The organism is Pilimelia anulata, assembly GCF_014647895.1.
Taxonomy (GTDB): domain Bacteria; phylum Actinomycetota; class Actinomycetes; order Mycobacteriales; family Micromonosporaceae; genus Pilimelia; species Pilimelia anulata.
Genome location: NZ_BMQB01000001.1, coordinates 893,410 through 912,446, shown reverse-complemented (window position 1 = coordinate 912,446; position 19,037 = coordinate 893,410). Strand labels below are relative to the sequence as shown.

Annotated in this window: 15 protein-coding genes and 1 tRNA gene; 6 read left to right on the top strand and 10 right to left on the bottom strand. The window is 73.7% G+C overall.

Features of this window, described 5'->3' with window-relative positions:
- Positions 1 to 83: 83 nt before the first annotated feature.
- Entirely contained in the window at positions 84 to 1,091 is a 1,008-nt protein-coding gene (gene coaE / locus IEY94_RS23305) for a dephospho-CoA kinase (protein WP_229783284.1), read from the bottom strand.
- 157 nt (positions 1,092 to 1,248) lie between these two features.
- Between coaE and IEY94_RS04040 the strand changes: the two genes are divergently transcribed.
- Complete coding sequence (locus IEY94_RS04040; RefSeq protein ID WP_189168614.1) at positions 1,249 to 1,596, top strand: hypothetical protein; 348 nt, start codon at positions 1,249 to 1,251, stop codon at positions 1,594 to 1,596.
- Between the two features lie 113 nt (positions 1,597 to 1,709).
- Here the strand turns inward: IEY94_RS04040 and rpsA are convergent, their stop codons facing one another.
- Positions 1,710 to 3,221 (bottom strand): 30S ribosomal protein S1, encoded by a 1,512-nt coding sequence (rpsA, locus tag IEY94_RS04035; RefSeq protein WP_189168613.1) that lies wholly within the window; start codon positions 3,219 to 3,221, stop codon positions 1,710 to 1,712.
- A gap of 257 nt (positions 3,222 to 3,478) precedes the next feature.
- Between rpsA and IEY94_RS04030 the strand changes: the two genes are divergently transcribed.
- Together IEY94_RS04030 and IEY94_RS04025 are read left to right on the top strand one after the other, a co-directional pair.
- Positions 3,479 to 4,321, top strand: coding sequence for a class I SAM-dependent methyltransferase (locus IEY94_RS04030; protein WP_189168612.1), 843 nt, complete (start codon positions 3,479 to 3,481; stop codon positions 4,319 to 4,321).
- Between the two features lie 35 nt (positions 4,322 to 4,356).
- Positions 4,357 to 4,971, top strand: coding sequence for a Uma2 family endonuclease (locus IEY94_RS04025; RefSeq protein ID WP_229783283.1), 615 nt, complete (start codon positions 4,357 to 4,359; stop codon positions 4,969 to 4,971).
- 861 nt (positions 4,972 to 5,832) lie between these two features.
- Here the strand turns inward: IEY94_RS04025 and IEY94_RS04020 are convergent.
- Both IEY94_RS04020 and polA read right to left on the bottom strand, forming a co-directional pair.
- Positions 5,833 to 7,113 (bottom strand): cytochrome P450, encoded by a 1,281-nt coding sequence (locus tag IEY94_RS04020; RefSeq protein WP_229783282.1) that lies wholly within the window; start codon positions 7,111 to 7,113, stop codon positions 5,833 to 5,835.
- A gap of 2 nt (positions 7,114 to 7,115) precedes the next feature.
- Positions 7,116 to 9,803, bottom strand: coding sequence for a DNA polymerase I (gene polA / locus IEY94_RS04015; protein ID WP_189168611.1), 2,688 nt, complete (start codon positions 9,801 to 9,803; stop codon positions 7,116 to 7,118).
- A 172-nt stretch (positions 9,804 to 9,975) separates the two neighbouring features.
- On the opposite strand from polA, the gene IEY94_RS04010 reads away from it, so the two are divergent.
- The gene (locus tag IEY94_RS04010; protein WP_189168610.1) at positions 9,976 to 10,353 is read left to right on the top strand and encodes a hypothetical protein; all 378 of its coding nucleotides are present in this window, start codon (positions 9,976 to 9,978) and stop codon (positions 10,351 to 10,353) included.
- 56 nt (positions 10,354 to 10,409) lie between these two features.
- On the opposite strand, the gene IEY94_RS04005 is transcribed toward IEY94_RS04010, so the two are convergent.
- The 5 genes from IEY94_RS04005 to IEY94_RS03985 form a co-directional block, all read right to left on the bottom strand.
- Positions 10,410 to 11,120, bottom strand: coding sequence for an ABC transporter ATP-binding protein (locus IEY94_RS04005; RefSeq protein WP_189168609.1), 711 nt, complete (start codon positions 11,118 to 11,120; stop codon positions 10,410 to 10,412).
- Positions 11,110 to 12,027, bottom strand: a complete 918-nt coding sequence (locus IEY94_RS04000) for an ABC transporter ATP-binding protein (protein ID WP_189168608.1) — start codon at positions 12,025 to 12,027, stop codon at positions 11,110 to 11,112. The genes IEY94_RS04005 and IEY94_RS04000 overlap by 11 nt, the downstream gene beginning before the upstream one ends.
- Complete coding sequence (locus IEY94_RS03995; RefSeq protein WP_229783327.1) at positions 12,024 to 13,130, bottom strand: branched-chain amino acid ABC transporter permease; 1,107 nt, start codon at positions 13,128 to 13,130, stop codon at positions 12,024 to 12,026. Before IEY94_RS03995 ends, IEY94_RS04000 begins: the two co-directional genes overlap by 4 nt.
- Before the next feature lie 29 nt (positions 13,131 to 13,159).
- A complete protein-coding gene (locus IEY94_RS03990) occupies positions 13,160 to 14,110 on the bottom strand; it encodes a branched-chain amino acid ABC transporter permease (RefSeq protein ID WP_189168606.1) in 951 nt (316 codons plus the stop codon).
- A gap of 103 nt (positions 14,111 to 14,213) precedes the next feature.
- The gene (locus tag IEY94_RS03985; protein ID WP_189168605.1) at positions 14,214 to 15,380 is read right to left on the bottom strand and encodes a branched-chain amino acid ABC transporter substrate-binding protein; all 1,167 of its coding nucleotides are present in this window, start codon (positions 15,378 to 15,380) and stop codon (positions 14,214 to 14,216) included.
- A 345-nt stretch (positions 15,381 to 15,725) separates the two neighbouring features.
- On the opposite strand from IEY94_RS03985, the gene IEY94_RS03980 reads away from it, so the two are divergent.
- Positions 15,726 to 15,799: transfer RNA gene (locus tag IEY94_RS03980), tRNA-Leu, on the top strand.
- Between the two features lie 56 nt (positions 15,800 to 15,855).
- Here the strand turns inward: IEY94_RS03980 and IEY94_RS03975 are convergent.
- A complete protein-coding gene (locus IEY94_RS03975) occupies positions 15,856 to 17,340 on the bottom strand; it encodes a short-chain fatty acyl-CoA regulator family protein (RefSeq protein ID WP_189168604.1) in 1,485 nt (494 codons plus the stop codon).
- A gap of 165 nt (positions 17,341 to 17,505) precedes the next feature.
- On the opposite strand from IEY94_RS03975, the gene IEY94_RS03970 reads away from it, so the two are divergent.
- The gene (locus IEY94_RS03970; RefSeq protein WP_189168603.1) at positions 17,506 to 18,948 is read left to right on the top strand and encodes an MmgE/PrpD family protein; all 1,443 of its coding nucleotides are present in this window, start codon (positions 17,506 to 17,508) and stop codon (positions 18,946 to 18,948) included.
- Positions 18,949 to 19,037: the final 89 nt, after the last annotated feature.

Below are 19,037 nucleotides of genomic sequence, written 5' to 3'. Positions count from 1 at the left end.
CCGGCGCGGACCGCGGCGATGAGGTCCGATGTCGGTGGGCGGCCGACGCCGGCACCACCGCCCCGCCGCCGCGCCCGGGTCGGTCAGGGGCGCACGGGGCGGACGTAGCGGAGCAGCGCCGGCTGGCCCGGGTCCGCCGACTCGCTGCCGGCCGCCGTCGGGACCAGCCCCGCCGCCCGCGCCGCCGCCGCGGCCTCGTCCGGCCGGTCGGTCGTCGCCACCAGTTCCAGCCACTCCCCCGTACCGCCGCCGACCACGGCGACGTCGGCCAGCAGCGGCCCGAGCGCGTACCGCAGCCGGCCGACCAGCCGCCCGGCCCGCGCCGCCCGGGCCGCGGCCGCCGCCCGGCCCGCCGCGGCGTGCTCCTCCGCGGTGCCGCCGTCCCGGCTCACGCCACCCGCCCCGGCGGTTCCCCGGTCCCGGCCGGACCCGCCGCCGCCCGGCCCGCCCGGCCGCGGCAGCGGGGCGCGGCGGGCCGGGCGGTCGGCGCGCAGGTTCGCCTCGAACGGCACCAGCCGGTCCGCCCACACGGCGTCCACCCGCTCGTACAGCGCGGCCAGCGTGCCCTCGTTGGGCAGCAGCACGTCCGCGGCCGCCCGCCGCTGCGCCGCCGGCGCCTGGGCCGCCATCCGGGCCGCCGCCTCGGCCGGGGTCAGCCCGCGCTCGGCGAGCCGGGCCAGCCGGACCGCCTCGCCGGCCTCGACGACGAGCACCAGCGGGTACGCGGCCGCCCGCCCGGTCTCCACCAGCAGCGGGATGTCGTGCACGACGATCGCGTCCGGGCGGGCGGCCGCGACCAGCGCAGCCGCGCGGTCGCGCACCCGCGGGTGGACGATCGCCTCCAGCCGGCCGCGGGCCGCGGCGTCGGCGAAGACGAGCCGGCCCAGCGCCGGGCGGTCCAGCGCGCCGGCCGGGTCGAGGACGGCCGGGCCGAACTCGGCGACGACGGCGGACAGGCCCGGCGTACCGGGGGCGACGGCCGCGCGGGCGAGCGCGTCGGCGTCGACGAGCGCGGCGCCGCGGGCGACCAGGCGCGCGGCCACGGCGCTCTTGCCCGCGCCGATCCCGCCGGTGAGAGCGATCTGCAGCACACGTCCAGTAAAGCGCACGACCCGCCGCAAGTACCCGATCGGGTGAGCGACCCGGACATCCCCGGCGTCGATGGGACGGTCCGGGATTAACTTCCCGGAAGGGCGGTCGGCCGCACCGTCGGCCGGCCACCGCCGCCGCACGTCGGAGGAGGCGCCGATGAGCCGCTCGTACCCGATCGAGAGCGACGACCCGATCGACCGCGACGACCCCGACCGGGAGCCGCGGGCCGGCGCCGAGGCGCTCGCGCTGGCGCTGGCCCGGCTGGTCGCGATCCGCGACGAGCTGCGCGCCCGGTGGCGGGCCGACGCGCCCCCCGGCCGGCACCACGCCGCGGCCGGGCGGCCGGCGCCGGAGCCCGAGCCGGGCCGGATCCGCTCGCACCGCGCCCCGGCCGACGGCTTCCCGGTGCTGCGGCTGGCGGTGGCCACCCTCGGCGCGATCACCCTGTGGGCGGCCTGGCAGGCGATCAGCGGCGCGCTGGTGCTGCTCACCGCGCTGAGCTGAGGTACGGACCGAGCTGGGGTACGGGCCCGAGCTGGGGTACGGGCCGAGCTGGGGGTACGGACGGCGAGAGGGGCGGGCCCGGCGGGCCCGCCCCTCTCGTTACGCGCTGGCGCCTACTTGTTGCCGGCGAGCTTCTCGCGCAGGGCGGCGAGCGCCTCGTCGGTCGCCAGGGTGCCACTCGGCTCCTGGGACGCCCGGGCGGGCCCGGACGACGACGAGGAGGTCGTCGCCGACGCCCCACCGGAGGACGAGGACGACGCGGCGGCCGGCGGAGCGGCCTCCGCCTCGGCCTCGGCAGCGCGGGACGCGACGACCTGCTTGGTGTGCGCCTCCCAGCGGTTGCGGGCCTCGGCGTACTGCCGCTCCCACTCCTCCCGCTGCTTCTCGAAGCCCTCGAGCCACTCGCCCGTCTCCGGGTCGAAGCCGTCCGGGTAGATGTAGTTGCCCTCGTTGTCGTACGTCGCGGCCATGCCGTAGAGGGTGGGGTCGAAGTGCTCCTCGCCCTCCTGGAAGCCCTCGTTCGCCTGCTTGAGCGACAGCGAGATCCGCCGGCGCTCCAGGTCGATGTCGATGACCTTGACCATGACGTCCGAGCCGACCTGGACGACCTGCTCCGGGATCTCCACGTGGCGCTCGGCCAGCTCGGAGATGTGCACCAGGCCCTCGATGCCGTCGTCCACGCGGACGAACGCGCCGAACGGCACCAGCTTGGTGACCTTGCCCGGCACGATCTGCTGGATCGCGTGGGTCCGGGCGAACTGGCGCCACGGGTCCTCCTGCGTCGCCTTCAGCGACAGCGAGACCCGCTCGCGGTCCAGGTCGACGTCCAGGACCTCGACCTCGACCTCCTGGCCCACCTCGACGACCTCGGACGGGTGGTCGATGTGCTTCCAGGACAGCTCGGACACGTGCACCAGGCCGTCCACGCCGCCGAGGTCGACGAACGCGCCGAAGTTGACGATCGACGAGACGACGCCCTTGCGGACCTGGCCCTTCTGCAGCTTGTTGAGGAACTCGGTGCGCACCTCGGACTGCGTCTGCTCCAGCCACGCCCGGCGGGACAGGACCACGTTGTTGCGGTTCTTGTCCAGCTCGATGATCTTGGCTTCGAGCTCCCGGCCGACGTACGGCTGCAGGTCGCGGACCCGGCGCATCTCGACCAGCGAGGCCGGCAGGAAGCCCCGCAGCCCGATGTCGAGGATGAGACCACCCTTGACCACCTCGATGACGGAGCCGCGCACGACGCCGTCCTCTTCCTTGATCTTCTCGATCGTGCCCCAGGCGCGCTCGTACTGCGCCCGCTTCTTCGAGAGGATCAGCCGGCCTTCCTTGTCCTCCTTCTGGAGGACCAGGGCCTCGATGTGGTCACCGACCGACACCACCTCGGCCGGGTCGACGTCGTGCTTGATCGACAACTCGCGCGAGGGGATGACGCCCTCGGTCTTGTAGCCGATGTCGAGCAGGACCTCGTCCCGGTCGACCTTGACGACGGTGCCTTCGACAATGTCGCCGTCGTTGAAGTACTTGATGGTCTCGTCGATCGCGGCGAGGAAAGCCTCCTCGGAACCGATATCGTCGATGGTGACCTTGTTGGCGCTCGAGGTGGCCTCGATGCTGCTCGTCATGTGGGCAATTGCTCCGAACGGAATGGTGTGCGGTGGCTTGACAACGCGGGCGGGCGGGTGACCGGACCGACGCGGCACCGCGGGGTACGCGTCTCCGGCACCGCCGGGCGGCACCGCGTTCCGGCTCGCGCGGCGCACCTACTCCCTGCCGAGGTACGCGTTCCGCAAGCGCACCGGACAGCTTACCGTGCCCCTTACCACAGCACGCAAGGCCCACCGCAACGCGCGGTCCGACCGGCCGCCCGTACGGTGACCGGATGACCAGCATCACCGGCGGCCCGGCCGCCCCCGTGACGGATGTGGTCGCCGGGGCCGGCGGGACGGTCAGCGATGCCGACAGTCGGCGGGCCAGCCGCGGCTGGTGGGACGGCGACGCCGATGACTACCAGGCCGAACACGGCGATTTCCTCGGCGACGCCGACTTCGTCTGGTGCCCCGAGCGGCTGCGCGAGGCCGACGCCCGGCTGCTCGGCCCCGTCGCCGGGCGGCGGGTGCTGGAGCTGGGCTGCGGCGCCGCCGCCGCGGCCCGCTGGCTCGCCGCCGAGGGCGCCGACGTCACCGCCCTGGACCTGTCCGCCGGGATGCTGCGGCACGCCGCCGCCGGCGCCGCCCGCACCGGCGTCCGGGTGCCGCTGGTGCAGGCCGACGCGCTGGCCCTGCCGCTGCGCGACGCCAGCTTCGACATCGTCTGCACGGCGTTCGGCGCGATCCCGTTCGTCGCGGACTCGGCCGCCGTGATGCGCGAGGTGTACCGGGTGCTGCGGCCGGGTGGCCGGTGGGTGTTCGCGGTGACTCATCCGTTCCGCTGGGTTTTCCGGGATGACCCCGGTGAAAACGGACTCACGGCGGTATATTCGTACTTCAACCGTCGGCCCTACGTCGAACGGGACCCGGCCGGGCGGGTCGCCTACGTCGAGCAGCACCGCACCGTCGGTGACCGGATCCGGGAGCTGATCGGCGCCGGATTCACCCTGACCGATCTGATCGAGCCCGAGTGGCCGGCCGGCCACACGGCCGAGTGGGGGCAGTGGAGCCCGTTGCGGGGGCGCCTCTTCCCCGGTACCGCCATCTTCCTGAGCGAAAAGCCACCATCCATGTGAGGCCGGGTGCGGTGCGTCCGACGTACACTTTTTCGGTGACTGCCGATCCGATTCCCGCCACCGCGCTGCTCGCGGGTGCGCTCTGGCAGCCGGATCCCCTCCGTCAGAGCCGCGCCGACCACACCCTCGAGGACTGGCTCGATCTGCCCTCCGACGCGCCGCGCGTCGAGCTCGTGGACGGAGTGCTGCGTGTGGCCCCCTCCCCCAGCGAAGACCACCAGGACATCTCCGCACTGCTCTGGTCCTGGCTGCGCGGCAACGCGCCGGCCGGGTACAAGGCCAGCCTGGCCGTCGGCGTCGCGCTGAGCGAGCGGGACGTCCGGATCCCGGACGTGCTGCTGCGCCAGGCCGGCGGCGACGGCAGCCGGCACTTCCTCACCGCCGACCAGGTCGTCATCGCCGTCGAGATCGTCTCGCCGGGCACCCGGCGGACCGACCGGTTCGCCAAGCCGGGCGAGTACGCGGCCGCGGGCATCCGGCACTACTGGCGGGTCGAGCAGGACCCGGTGCACGTGTACGCGTACCGGCTGAGCGACCAGCCGGGGCGCAGCGGCTTCCGCGAGTACGAGCTGATGGCCGACAGCGCGGACGTGCTCAAGCTGAGCGACCCGTTCGCGATCCGCCTGCCGATCGCCCGCATCACCCCCTGACCGGCCGCCGGCCGCCCGGGTGCTCCCGGCGGCCGGTGCGGCTGTCGGCCATCCGACGGAAGGCGTGCGCCCGCGGGCCGGGCGCGGCACGATCCGCTGCGTCCCGCCGGCGCACCGCCGGCCCCGGCCGCCCCGGAGTCCGCCTTGCCCACGCCCCGCACCGCCCTGGCCGCGCTCGCCGTCTGCGCCCTCGCCGTACCGGCCGCCGGGTGCGCCCGCATCGCCACCGCCCTCGGCCACGAGCCGGCCGTGCGCGCGCTGCAGCGGGGCGCGCCCGCGGCGGACACCGGCCCGTTCCGCTACACGATCCGCAGCGGGCCGTCCCTGCTGTCCGGCGTCGCCGACCCCCGCGAACCGGGCCGTGCTGATGGAGACGAGCGCGTCGGGCGTCACGATCAGCCAACTCGCCCGCGACGACGGGCGGTACCTGCGGATCGCATCCGCCGACCCCATCCCCGGCCTGCCGGCGATCCCGCGATGGTTCCGGCTCGACCCGGCCCGGGCGTCCGGCTCGGCGCTGGCAGCCGTGGCGGCGGCGGGTCTGGAGCCGGGCGACGCCGTCGGGCTGCTGAGCGCGGCCACGGTCACCGCGCACGGCCCGGCGGGGTACAGCGGGCACGATCGACCTGGCCGCCGTCCCCTTCTCGGCCGGCGTCGGCGCCGACGGACCGGCCGCGCTCGGCGAACGGGCGTCGGCCGTGCCCTTCACCTCGCGGCTCGGCGGCGACGGCCGGCTCGCCGCCCTGACGGTCGAGGTGCCGGCCGCGGACGGCCGGCCGGCGTACACCCACGCGCTGTCCTACGCCTACCGCGACACCGCGCTGCCGAACGTCCGCGCCGCCGGCCCGGCCCCGCGGTCGCCTATCGGATACTCGACGCCTGACCGACGGCGGCCCCGGCGGTGGCGGTGCCGGCCCGGTCGGCGCCCGGCACCCGCCCGGCGACCGGCGTGAACCGGACCGGCAGCCGGGTCAGGCCGCGGAAGTCCAGGTTGGGCAGCCACTCCAGCGGCCCGTCGTCCGCCCGGGCCAGGTCCGGCAGTCGGGTGAACAGGGCCCGCAGCGCGATCCCGCTCTCCAGCCGGGCCAGCCCCGCGCCCAGACAGAAGTGCGCCCCGTGGCCGAACGTCAGGTGCCGCGGCCCGGCCCGGTCGAAGTCCAGCCGGCCGGGCTCGGGGTACGCCGCCGGGTCCCGGTTCGCCGCCGCGGTCACCAGCAGCACCGGGTCCCCCGCGGCGACCCGCGCGCCGGCCAGGTCGAGGTCGGCCGCCGCCCGGCGCAGGATCAACTGCACCGGCGGGTCGTACCGCAGCAGCTCCTCCACCGCCGCGTCGACCACCTCCGGCTCGCCGACGAACCGCGCCCGGGCGGCCGGGTCGGCGAGCAGCGCGACGACGGCGTTGCCGAGGAAGTGGGTGGTCGTCTCGTGCCCGCCCAGGAAGATCAACAGAGTGTTGGCCAGCAGCTCCGGCCGGGTCATCCGCTCCGCCCGGGCGGCGGCGAGCAGGTCCGCGACCGGCCCGTCCGCGTCGTCGGCCCGGCCGGTGTAGAAGGCGTCGAGGTACGCCAGCACCCGGTCGGTCGCCTCGGCGCACGCCCGCCGCTGCTCCGCCGACATCCGGGCGCCGCCGATCACCGGCGCGAGCGTCCGCGACCACTCGACGACGTCCGGCAGGTCGGCCGCGGGCAGGTCGAGCAGCTCGCCGATCACCCGGGCGGGCAGCGCCTCGGCGATGTCGGCGACCACGTCGCACGCGCCGGCCGGCGCGACGTCGTCGACCAGCCCGTCGGCGATCGCGCCGATCCGCGGGCGCAGGGCCGCGATCGCGCGGGCGGCGAACGCCCGGCTGACCGGGCCGCGCAGCCGGGCGTGGTCGGGCGGGTCCCGGTACAGCATCTGCCGGGACAGCACGGCCGCGACGCCGCGCAGCTCCGCCGGCACGGCGTCGGGGTCCGGGTAGCGGACCGAGGACAGCCGCGGGTCGCGGGCCGCCCCGGCGACGGCGGCGTACCCGGTGACCACCCAGCTCCGCAGCGCCCGGTCCCACCGGCAGGGGGCGTCGGCGCGCAGCGCGTCGTACAGCTCGTACACCCGCGGCTGGACGGCCGGGCGCAGGGCGTGCAGCAGGCTCGGCGAGGACACGGTCAGTGCGCCGCCGTGTCCCAGTCGCGCCCGACGCCGACGGACACCTCCAGCGGCACCTCCAGCGCGATCGCCCCGGCCATCTCCCGCCGGACCAGCTCCTCCAGCGGCTCCCGCTCGCCCGGCCCGACCTCCAGGACGAGTTCGTCGTGCACCTGGAGCAGCATCCGCGAGGCCAGCCCAGCCGCGCGCAGCGCGGTGTCGACCCGCAGCATCGCCACCTTGATGATGTCGGCGGCCGACCCCTGGATCGGGGCGTTGAGGGCCATCCGCTCGGCCATCTCCCGGCGCTGCCGGTTGTCGCTGACCAGGTCGGGCAGGTACCGGCGGCGGCCGAGCATGGTGGCGGTGTAGCCGTCCTGGCGGGCCCGGGCGACGACGCTGTGCAGGTAGTCGCGGACGCCGCCGAACCGGGCGAAGTACTGGTCCATCAGCGCCCGGGCCTCGTCGGTGGCGATGCGGAGCTGGTTGGACAGCCCGAACGCGGACAGCCCGTACGCCAGCCCGTAGTTCATCGCCTTGATCTTGCGCCGCTGCTCCGCGGTCACCTCGGCCGTCGGCACCCCGAAGACGAACGACGCGGTGGTGGTGTGGAAGTCCTCGCCCGACCGGAACGCCTCGATCAGCGCCGCGTCCGCCGACAGGTGCGCCATGATCCGCATCTCGATCTGGCTGTAGTCGGCGGTCATCAGCGACTCGTACCCGCCCCCCACGATGAAGGCGCGGCGGATCCGCCGGCCCTCCTCGGTCCGGATCGGGACGTTCTGCAGGTTCGGGTCGGTCGACGACAGCCGGCCGGTCGCCGCGACGGTCTGGTAGAAGGTCGTGTGGATGCGGCCGTCGTCGGCGACGGACTTCAGCAGCCCGTCGACGGTGGACTTCAGCTTGGCCACGTCCCGGTGCCGCAGCAGGTGCGCCAGCACCGGGTGCTCGGTCTGGACGAACAGGTTCTGCAGCGCCTCGGCGTCCGTGGTGTACCCGGTCTTGATCCGCTTGGTCTTGGGCAGCCCCAGCTCGGTGAACAGGATCTCCTGGAGCTGCTTGGGCGAGCCGAGGTTGAACTCCCGCCCGACCACCCCGTACGCGGCCTGCGCGGCGGCCTTCACCTCGGCGGCGAAGTGCGCCTCCAGCCCCGACAGGTACTCGGTGTCGGCGGCGATGCCCACCCGCTCCAGCCCGCCGAGCACCGCCAGCAGCGGCTGCTCCACCTCGGCGAGCAGCCGGGCCGAGGCGTCGCCGTCGCGGCTCAGCTCCTCGTCCAGCGCCGCCGCCAGGTCCAGCGTCGCCCGCGCCCGCAGCATCAGCGCCTGCTCCGCCCGCCCCTCGTCGTCGCCGCCGAGGCCGTCGAGGGTGAGCTGCCCGTCGTCCGGGCCCTCCACCCGCAGCTCCCGGTGCAGGTACCGCAGGGCCAGGTCGGTGAGGTCGTAGGAGCGCTGGTCCGGCCGGGCCAGGTACGCCGCGAGCGCCGTGTCCCGGGCCAGCCCCGCCAGCGGCCAGCCGCGCGCGCCGAGGGCCAGCAGCACCGGCTTGGCGTCGTGCAGGATCTTCGGCCGCTCCGGGTCGGCCAGCCAGGCGGCGAGCGCGGCGTCGTCGGCCTGGTCCAGCGCCGCCGGGTCCAGCCAGGCGGCGGCGCCGTCGGCGGCGGCCAGGGCGAGGCCGGTGAGCGCACCGGTGCCGCGGCCGAACGTACCGGCGGCGGCGACGCCGACCGGCTCGTGGTCGGCGTGCGCGGCGAGCCAGCCGGTGGCCGCGCCGGCGGCGAGCACCTCGCCGGCCAGTTCGAACCCGGCCTCGGCCTCGGGCTCGACGGCGTCGAGGTACTGGTACAGCCGGTCGCGCAGGATCCGGAACTCCAGCGCGTCGAACACCGCGTGCACGGCCTCCCGGTCCCAGCCGACCCACCGGGTGTCGGGGGCGTGCAGCGGCAGTTCGAGGTCGTCGACGAGCTTGTTCAGGTCGTGGTTGCGCAGCACGTCGGCGAGCCGCTCGCGCAGGCTGTCGCCGGCCTTGCCCCTGATCTCGTCCACCCGGGCGACGATCCCGTCCAGCCCGTCGTACTGCGTGATCCACTTCGCCGCGGTCTTCGGGCCGACGCCGGGGACGCCGGGCAGGTTGTCGCTGGACTCGCCGACGAGGGCGGCCAGGTCGCGGTACCGGTCGGGGCCGACGCCGTACCGCTCGGTCACCGCCGCCGGGTCCATCCGGGCCAGGTCGGAGACGCCCTTGCGCGGGTACAGCACGGTGGTGCTGTCGGTGATGAGCTGGAAGGCGTCCCGGTCGCCGGTGCAGATCAGCACGTCCATGCCGGCGGCGCGGGCCTCCCGGGCCAGGGTGGCGATGACGTCGTCGGCCTCGTACCCGGCCTTCTCCACGACGGGGACGCGCAGCGCGGCCAGCACCTCCTTGACGAGGCTGACCTGCCCGCCGAACTCGTTCGGGGACTCGCTGCGGTTGGCCTTGTACTCCGCGTAGCGCTCGGTGCGGAACGACTGCCGGGAGACGTCGAAGGCGACCACGATGTGCGTGGGGCGCTCGTCCCGGAGGACGTTGATCAGCATCGAGGTGAAGCCGTAGACGGCGTTCGTGTGCTGGCCGGTGGTCGTGGAGAAGTTCTCCACGGGGAGGGCGAAGAAGGCGCGGTAGGCCAGTGAGTGTCCGTCGAGCAGCAGCAGGCGGGGAGTTTCCGTCACAGGTGGGGACTCTAACCGGCCCCTCCGACGTTCGGCGCGCGCCGCTCCCACCCCCGGTGCCCGGTCAGCTCGGGCCACGGAGTCGGGTATCCGACTCTGCCGTGCCCACCGGGCGGCGGGCGGGCGTATAACGGGCGACAGTGCTCGGACATCACGAACTCACGGGGGAACGATGAGGAAGAGTCACCACGCCCGCCGGCTGACGACGCTCGCCCTGACCGCCGCCGCGGTCCTGGCCGCCGCAACGCCGCCCGCAGCGGCCACCGAGCGGGCACCGCTGCCGGCGAGCTGCGTGCTCGACGGCAATCACCCGACGTGCGCCTCGGGCTACATCAGCTCCGGGCGTGACGGCAAGGTGACGATCACCGCGGACCGGATCCGGGGCACGGGCACGATCACCTGTCAGGCGAGCGGGCACGGCAGCAACTTCGGCGAGGTCACCTCCACCGGCAGCACGCGGTCGAAGACCCTCACGGTCGGCGCCGACGTCCAGGTGGCGGTGCTGGGCTTCAACGAGAACAACGACGAGGGCGTCTGCAAGATCAGCTGAACGCGCCGGGGGGCGGCGGTCGCCACCGCGACCGCCGCCCCCCGGACCCGCTCCGCCTAGGCGACGCCCAGGTAGGCCTCCTTGACCGAGGGGTCGTGGAGGAGGTGCTGTCCCGTGCCGGACTTGACGATCCGGCCGGTCTCCAGGACGTAGGCCCGGTGCGACCGGGACAGCGCCTGCTGCGCGTTCTGCTCCACCAGCAGGACCGTGGTGCCCTGCTGGTTGATCTCGACCACGATGTCGAAGATCTGCTGGATCAGCATCGGCGCCAGGCCCATCGACGGCTCGTCGAGCAGCAGCAGCTTCGGCCGGGCCATCAGCGCCCGCCCGACCGCGAGCATCTGCTGCTCGCCGCCGGACATCGTGCCCGACACCTGCTTGCGCCGCTCGGCCAACCGCGGGAACAGGCCGAACACCCGCTCCATGTCCTTCGCGATGGCCGCCCGGTCGCGCCGGGTGTAGGCGCCCATTTCCAGGTTCTCCAGCACCGTCATGCCGACGAAGCAGCCCCGGCCCTCGGGCGACTGGGCGATACCCATGACCACCCGCTTGTCGGCCCGAACCTTGGTGATGTCCTCGCCGTTGAAGCGGACGCTGCCGCTGGCGACCGGCCGGATGCCGGAGATCGCCCGCATGGTGGTCGTCTTGCCCGCGCCGTTGGCGCCGATCAGCGAGACGATCTCACCCTCACCGACCTGCAGGCTGATCGCGTGCAGGGCCTCGATCCGCCCGTACGCGACGGTCAGGTTATCGATCTCAAGCAGCATCGGACGGCACCCCCAGGTAGGCCGCGATCACCTTGGGGTCGTTCTGCACTTCCGCGGGCAGGCCCTCGGCGATCTTCTTGCCGAACTCCAGGACCACGATCCGGTCCGTGACCCCCATCACCAGCCGCATGTCGTGCTCGATGAGCAGCACCGTGACACCGGAGTCACGGATCTTGCGGATCAACTGGTTCAGCGCGTCCTTCTCCGACGGGTTGAAGCCAGCGGCGGGTTCGTCGAGGCAGAGCAGCTTGGGGTTGGTGGCCAACGCCCGGGCGATCTCCAACCGCCGCTGCTCGCCGTACGACAGGTTGCGCGCCTGCTCGCCCGGCCGGCTGATGCCGACGAAGCGCAGCAGGTCGTGCGCCCGGTCCCGGTTCGCTCGCTCCTCCCGCCAGTGCCGGGGCAGCCGCAGCATCGCCGACACCACGCTGGTCTTGCCGTGGGCGTCGCCGCCCACCATCACGTTCTCCAGCGCGGACATCTCGGGGAACAGCCGGATGTTCTGGAACGTCCGGGCGATCCCCATCTTGGTGATCTGGAACCGCTTGCGGCCGCTGACCCGCTGCCCGTCGAACCGGATCTCGCCCTCGGTCGGCCGGTAGACGCCGGTCATGGCGTTGAAGCAGGTCGTCTTGCCCGCGCCGTTCGGACCGATGAGGCCGAGGATCTCGCCCTTGTACAGCGTGAAGCTGACCTTGTTGAGCGCCACGACGCCGCCGAACCGCAGCGTGACGTCGTCCACCTCCAGCAGCGGCTCGCGGCCCGCGGCCGACGGCGGACCGCCCGCGGCGTGCTGCTTGCCGGCCGGCGCGTCGGGCGGGGTGCCCGGGCCGGGTACCCGGCCGTCGCCGGCGATGTCGCGCTCGCTGGTGACGTCGCGCTCGCTTTCCATTCTCGGCTCGCTCATGCCGGGGTCACCTCCTTGCGACGGTCGGCGAACTCCGCCGCCCGGCGCTTGCTCGGCCAGATGCCCTGCGGCCGGAAGATCATCATGACGATGAGCACCAGGCCGAAGACCAGCAGGCGGTACTCCGCCACGTTGACCTTCTCCCAGCCGAGCACCTTGCCGATGCCACGGATCCACTCCGGCAGGTACCAGGTGATCGCCGCCCCCAGGATCGCGCCGCCGATGTTGCCGGCGCCGCCCAGGATGACCGCGGCCAGGACCAGGATCGAGTACTCCAGCATGAAGCTGTCGGAGTTGATGAAGGTCAGCTTCCCGGCCCACATGGTTCCGGACAGGCCGCCGACGGCCGCGCCGATCGCGAACGCCCAGAGCTTGTACTTGAACGTCTGGACGCCCATGATCTCGGCCGCGTCCTCGTCCTCCCGGATCGCGATCCAAGCCCGGCCGACGCGGCTGCGCTCGAGGTTCCGCATCCCGATGACCACCACGATGATCACGGTCAGGACCAGCCAGTAGTACGGCTTGGCGTCGCCCACCCCGAACAGCGGGAGGTCGTCGCTGCCCTTGATGTCCGGCACCGGGTTGGGGATGTTGGAGATGCCCCGCTGGCCGCTGAGCAGGCCCTCGTTCTGCGAGGCGTAGATGCGGATCATCTCGGCGAAGCCGAGCGTGACGATCGCCAGATAGTCGCCGCGCAGCCGCAGGGTCGGCGTGCCGAGCAGCAGGCCGGAGACCAGCGCGACCCCGACGCCGATCGGTACCGCGTACAGCCACGGCAGCGGGCTCTCGAGCCAGTTGTACTCGAGGAGCGCCTTGCTCTCCGGCGAGGTCAGCAGCGCGACCGTGTAGGCGCCCACGGCGAAGAAGCCGAAGTAGCCCAGGTCGAGCAGTCCGGCGAAGCCGACCACGACGTTCAGGCCGACCGCCAGCAGGACGAAGAACGCGGTGTCGAAGAGCACCGTCGCCATGTCCGTGTTCTGGGTCGGGAAGTACCACAGGTACTCGTAGAACCAGCGGTTCGGCAGCAGGTAGAGGAAGACGATCAGTGCGCCGAGCGCCACCCAGCGGAACTGCGCCGGCATGTCGTCCCAGCGGCGCTTCATCGCGCTGCTCTGGTTTCGCATTTTCTCGATCATGCCCGGGCCCTCCCCAGCGACTCGCCCAGCAGGCCGGTCGGGCGGAACATGAGCAGGATGATCAGCAGGATGAAGCCGACGAAGTCCCGCCACTGGTCGCCGAACAGGCCGGAGGCGTAGTTCTCCGCGACCCCGAGCAGGAGGCCGCCCAGCAGGGCGCCCCGCAGGTTGCCGATACCGCCCAGCACCGCGGCGGCGAACGCCTTGAGCCCGAGCAGGAAGCCGACGTTGAACTTCGACGTGCCGAACCGGAGGTTGTACAGCAGCGCGGCGACGCCGGCCATCAGGCCGCCGATCACGAAGACCAGCAGGATGACCCGGTCCTTGTTCACGCCCATCAGCGCGGCGGTGTTGGGGTCCTGGGCCACGGCCCGGATGCCGCGGCCGAGCCGGCTGCGGTTCACGAAGAGGTCCAGCGCCACCAGCATGACCAGGGCGGAGATGATCAGGATCACCTGGAGGTTGGTGATCGAGGCGCCGAATACCTCGAACGCCTCTTTCTGCTGGATCGGCATGATCGAACTCACCGGGGCACGGTGGGTGAAGATGCCCACCGCCTCGGCGATGGCGAAGGAGGCGCCGATGGCGCTGATCAGGAACGCGAGGGGAGGGGCGTTGCGCCGCCGCAGCGGCCGGTACGCGGCCAGTTCGACCGTCACGGCGGTCAGCGCGGAGGCCGCGACGGCCGCGAGCAGGCCGGCGCCCACGATCACCAACACCATGCCGACCGACGGGGTTGGGCTGTTCTGGTCATAGCCCATCGCCCCCCAGGTCCACATCGCGGCGAAGGTGCCGATCATGAAGACCTCGGAGTGGGCGAAGTTGATCAGGCGCAACACGCCGTAGACCAGCGTGTAGCCGAGGGCCACCAGGGCGTAGATAGCGCCCTGTTCCAGCCCGGTAATCGTCAACTGCGGGAAGTCCCGCAGTAGTCCAGCGAAGTCCAAGTTGTTGCTCCAGGGGTGTGTACGAAGCGGGGTGCGGCCGGGAACTCACGCTCCCGGCCGCATCCGCGGTCATGTCGCTCGCCGACGTGAATCGGCGTTCGGATCAGGCCTTGGGGATCTCCTGGTCCTCGACGACCTTGCCGCCGGCCACCTTGTAGGCCCACACCACGACCTGCGCCGGGTCCAGGTTGCCGTTGGACTCGAACTTGTAGGTCACACCCGTGGCGTCGCCGACCTTGTCGGAGGCGTTGATGAAGTCCAGCATCGCCTTGCGGTCGCTCTTGCCATCCTTGATACCAGCAAGAATGATCTTCGTGATGTCGTACGACACGTCCGCGTAGGTACCCGGGTCGGCGTTGAACGCGCCCTTGTAGTCCGGCACGAACGACCCCTTGGCCTTGGTGGCCGGGGCGCACGGGCAGGTGAGGATCGTGCCCTCGGCCGCCGCCGAACCGGCCACGTCGACGAACTTCGGGTCATTCACGCCGTCGCCGGCGACCAGGGTGCCGTTCCAGCCGCCGCTCTTGAGCTGCTTGAGCAGCAGGCCGGCCTCGGTGTAGTAGCCGCCGAAGAACAGGACGGTCGCGCCGCTGCTCTTGACGGCGGTGACGACCGCGGAGAAGTTGGTCTGCTTCACGGCGACCTTGTTGGTGCCGACGACCGCCGAGCCGAGGACCTTCTTGACCTCGTCCACCAGGCCGGCGCCGTACGCCGACTGGTCGTCGACGACGTAGACCTTCTCGGCCTTCAGGACGTTCTTGATGTAGCGGCCGGCGGCCGGGCCCTGCGAGGTGTCGTTGCCGACCCCGCGGTGGAAGATCTTCCAGCCCTTGTCGGCCAGGCTCGGCCGGGTGGCCGACGGCGTGATGGCCGGCAGGCCCGCCTTCTCCAGGATCGGGTTGGCGACCTCGGACTCGCCGGAGAACGCCGGCCCGACCAGGGCGACGACCTTGGTGTCGCCGACCGCCTGGGCGGCGAGCGCGGACGCCTTGGTCGGGTCGCCCTGGGAGTCGTACTCCTCGATGGCGGCCTTGCAGTCCGCGTTGTCCTTGTTGTACTGGTCGATCGCGAGCTTGGTGCCGTTGCGCATGTGGATGCCGAGACCCGCCGCGTCGCCGGTGAGAGCGCCGAAGAAGCCGATCTTCAGGTCGCAGGCAGCGTTGCCGCTGCCCGAGTCGTTGTTGTCGCCGGCCTTGCAGGCCGCGCCGCCACCGAGCACCAGCGCGGCCACCGCCGCACCGCCGAGCGCCCGTACGAGCTTCTGCTTCACGCTCGAATCCCCTTCATTCATTGATTGCAGTCGAGAGTCGGGCGATGCACGCACCTGTCGGTACTGTTCGCACCCACGTCGCTGGCTGCTGAGGCACGATCGGACTACCGACCGTTTCGTGGCCTGCGCGGGGACGTTATCCCACCCTGATCAAGATCAGTACGACTCCCGGGCAGGCGTTGACCGAACCGTTACAACAGTCGCCAGTCGGGGTCAACCAGCCGGGAAGGGGCCCTGCCGGGCGGATTCGGGACCGCGGGGCCGGCTGTGGTGGGTGAACCGGGCAGTACGGCACATGTAGGCTGGGCGCGCCGCGCTCCACGGCCGTACCGGCCCGCCGGCGGCGCCCCTGTAGACCAACCGGCAGAGTCGGTGGACTCAAAATCCATACAGTGTGGGTTCGAATCCCACCGGGGGCACACCGTTCGTCATTCGATACCGATTCGTGCGCCAATCGTGACCCGAATCGGCTTGCTCACCCCTGCCAGCGGGCCGCCGGGACGCCCCCGGCCGGCGCCGACCGGGCCGCCGGGAGGATCGGGAAGGACACCGGGTACGGCAGCGCGGGCCGCCGGTGCGGGTCGACCGTGAGCCGCCCGCCGGCCGGCGGGCGGGCCCGCTGGGCGCAGTCGCGGCGCTCGCAGATCCGGCAGCCGAGCCCGATCGGGGTGGCGGCCCGCGGGTCGTCCAGGGCGATGCCCTCCGAGTAGACCAGCCGGGGCGCGTGCCGCAGCTCGCAGCCGAGCGCGACGGCGAAGGTGCTGCGCGGGGCGCGGTGGCCGTAGCCGCCGCGGGTGATCGTGCGGGCCAGCCAGAAGTACCGCTTGCCGTCCGGCATCTCCGCCACCTGGGTCAGCACCCGGCCCGGCGCCGCGAACGCCTCGTACACCGTCCACAGCGGGCAGGTCCCGCCCAGCCGGGAGAAGTGAAAATCGGTGGCCGAGTGGCGCTTGGAGATGTTGCCGGCGCGGTCGACCCGCAGGAAGGAGAACGGGATGCCCCGCCGGCCCGGCCGTTGCAGCGTGCTGAGCCGGTGGCAGACCGCCTCGAAGCCGACGCCGAACCGGGCGCCGAGCAGCTCGACGTCGTACCGCAGGTCGGCCGCGGCGGCGTGGAAGGCGGTGTACGGCATCAGCACCGCCGCCGCGTAGTAGCCGGCCAGGCCCAGCCGGGCCAGGGCGGCGGCCGTGTCGCCGAGCGCCGGGCCGGCGGCCAGCGCCGCGATCAGCTCGCCGTGCCGCAGGAACGCGAGCTGGGTGGCGAGCTGGAACGCCCGCTGGCCGTCGGTCTGGCCGCCGGCCAGGTACAGCACGCCGCTGTCCGGGTCGTACCGGCGCAGGTCCGCGCCCGGCCGCCCCGGCGCGGTCGCCACCACCCGGACGCCGTACTCGCGGGCCAGGTGGCGGGTCAGCGCGACCGCCGCCCGGCCGGGGACCGCGTCCAGGTCGCGGGCCAGCCGCTCGGCGGCGACGTCCAGGGCGTCGAAGTAGTTGTGGTGGGCGTAGAAGAAGTCCCGGACGTCGTCGTGCGGCTCGGTCAGCGCCTCCGGGGTGCTGCCGGCCGGGCCGGCCAGGGTGGCCACCCGCTCGGCGGCCTCCCGGTACCGGCGGTGCAGCGCGACCAGCGCCCGGGCCACGCCGGGGTGGTCGCGGACCAGCTCGCCCACCTCGATCGGGGAGATCCGCTCGCCGGTGGCCTCGTCGGCGAGCGCCGCCCGCAGGTCGGTGCCCAGCCGCTCCTCCTCGACGTCGGAGAAGAACTCGGGGTCCACCCCCAGCACCTCGGCGATGCGCAGCAGGACGGCGGCGGTCAGCGGGCGCTGGCTGTGCTCGATCTGGTTCAGGTAGCTGGTGGAGATGTCCAGCCGGCGGGCCAGCTCGGTCTGGCTCAGCCCGTGCTCGTCGCGGAGGCGGCGCAGCTTGGCCCGGGCGTAGATCTTCTTGTCCGCGGTCCGTGCCATCGACTCTCCTCACTGCCCCCGCGTGAACGTAGCACCCGGGTTCCGCAACTTTTACAGTTTCGTCACCCATGCGTGGCCGGATTTCGCAGTGCGGGGGTGTCGACCGGCGCACCGGGGCGGGGTCAGGGTGAACGCGACCCCCCGTACCCGGCCCCGGGAGCCCCTGTGATCGAACGTCCGGAGTCCGCCCCCCGCCCGGACCGGCTCGCCTGGCGGCTCGCCGCGCTGGCCGCCGCGCCGCGGCCCGTCGACCCGGCCGCCGCCGAGCTGGCGGCCAGCCGGGTGATCGACGCGGTCGGCGCCGCGGTCGCGGCGCTGCGGCTGCGGCCGGTCGCCGTCGCCCGGGCCCAGGCCAGGGCGCACCCCGGCTCGCCCGGCGCGTCGGTGTTCGGCGGGGCCGCCGGGCTGCGGGTGTCGCCGGAGTGGGCGGCGCTGGCCAACGGCGTCGCGGTCGCCGAACTCGACCTGCACGACGGGTACCCCGGCGCCGAGCCCGGCCACCCGGCCGGGGCGCTGCCCGCGCTGCTCGCCGTAGCCCAGCACACCGGCGCCGGGGGTGCGGACCTGCTGCGCGGGCTGCTGGTCGCGTACGAGGTGCAGGCGGCCCTGGCCACCGGCCCGCACCCGGTCGACCACGCCGCGCTGCTCGGCACCGCGGCCGCCTGCGGGCTGGGCGCGCTGCTCGGGCTGCCGACCGAGGTGACGTACGGGGCGGTGCAGCAGCTCGCCCGGGCCGCGCACCCCTGCGGCGCGCTCGCGGGCGCGCCGGCCTGCGCCGGCAAGGTCGCCGTCGAGCTGGTGGACCGGACGATGCGCGGCGGGATCGCGGCGCCGGACCCGAGCGGGGACGCACTCGCCGCCCGGCTCACCGGCGACCCGGCGGGCGGGGCCGCGGTGCCGCTGCCCGCGCCCGGCGAGCCGCTGCGCGGGATCCTCGCCAGCCGGGTCCGGGCGCACGCCGTCGACCACCGCGCGCAGGCCGCGATCGACCTGGCGCGGCGGCTGCGGCCGCGGCTGCCCGACATCGACACCCCGGCCGGGGTGGGCCGGATCGCGTCCGTGGTCCTGCACACCGACCGGGCCACCCACGACGCGCTGGGCTCCGGCATGGCGGCCGACCCGGCGGCGCCGGCCCGGTCGCTGCCGTACGTGCTGGCCGTGGCGCTCCAGGACGGTGGCTGGCACCACACGGACTCGACCGCCGCCGAGCGGGCCGCGCGGGCCGACACGGCCGCCCTGCGGCGGCGCACCCGCACGGCCGAGGACCCTGAATGGACCCGCCGGCAGCGCAGCCCCGACCCGGCCGAGCGGACCGGCGGCGGCCGGCTGGAGGTGACGTTCGCCGACGGCGGGCGCGTGACCGAGACGCTCGCCGTGCCCGACGCGCAGCCGGGCGGGGCGCGGCCGTTCGACCGGGCGGCGTACGAGCGCAAGTTCCGGACGCTCGCCGAGGGGGTCGTACCGCGGGACGCGCAGCGGGCCTTCCTGCACGCGGCCGGGCACCTGGGCGAGCTGCGGGCGGGCGAGCTGGCGGCGCTGTTCCCGACGGTGGACCACGAGGCGCTCGCGGCGACCGACGCGACGCTGCCCGCGGGCCTGTTCCGGTAGGGCCCGCGACCCTGCCCGCGCTGCCGCCGGCGGTCGCGGCTGCCCGGCGGTGGGTGGATCACGCGGTGCCGCCCGGTGGTCGGTGACCA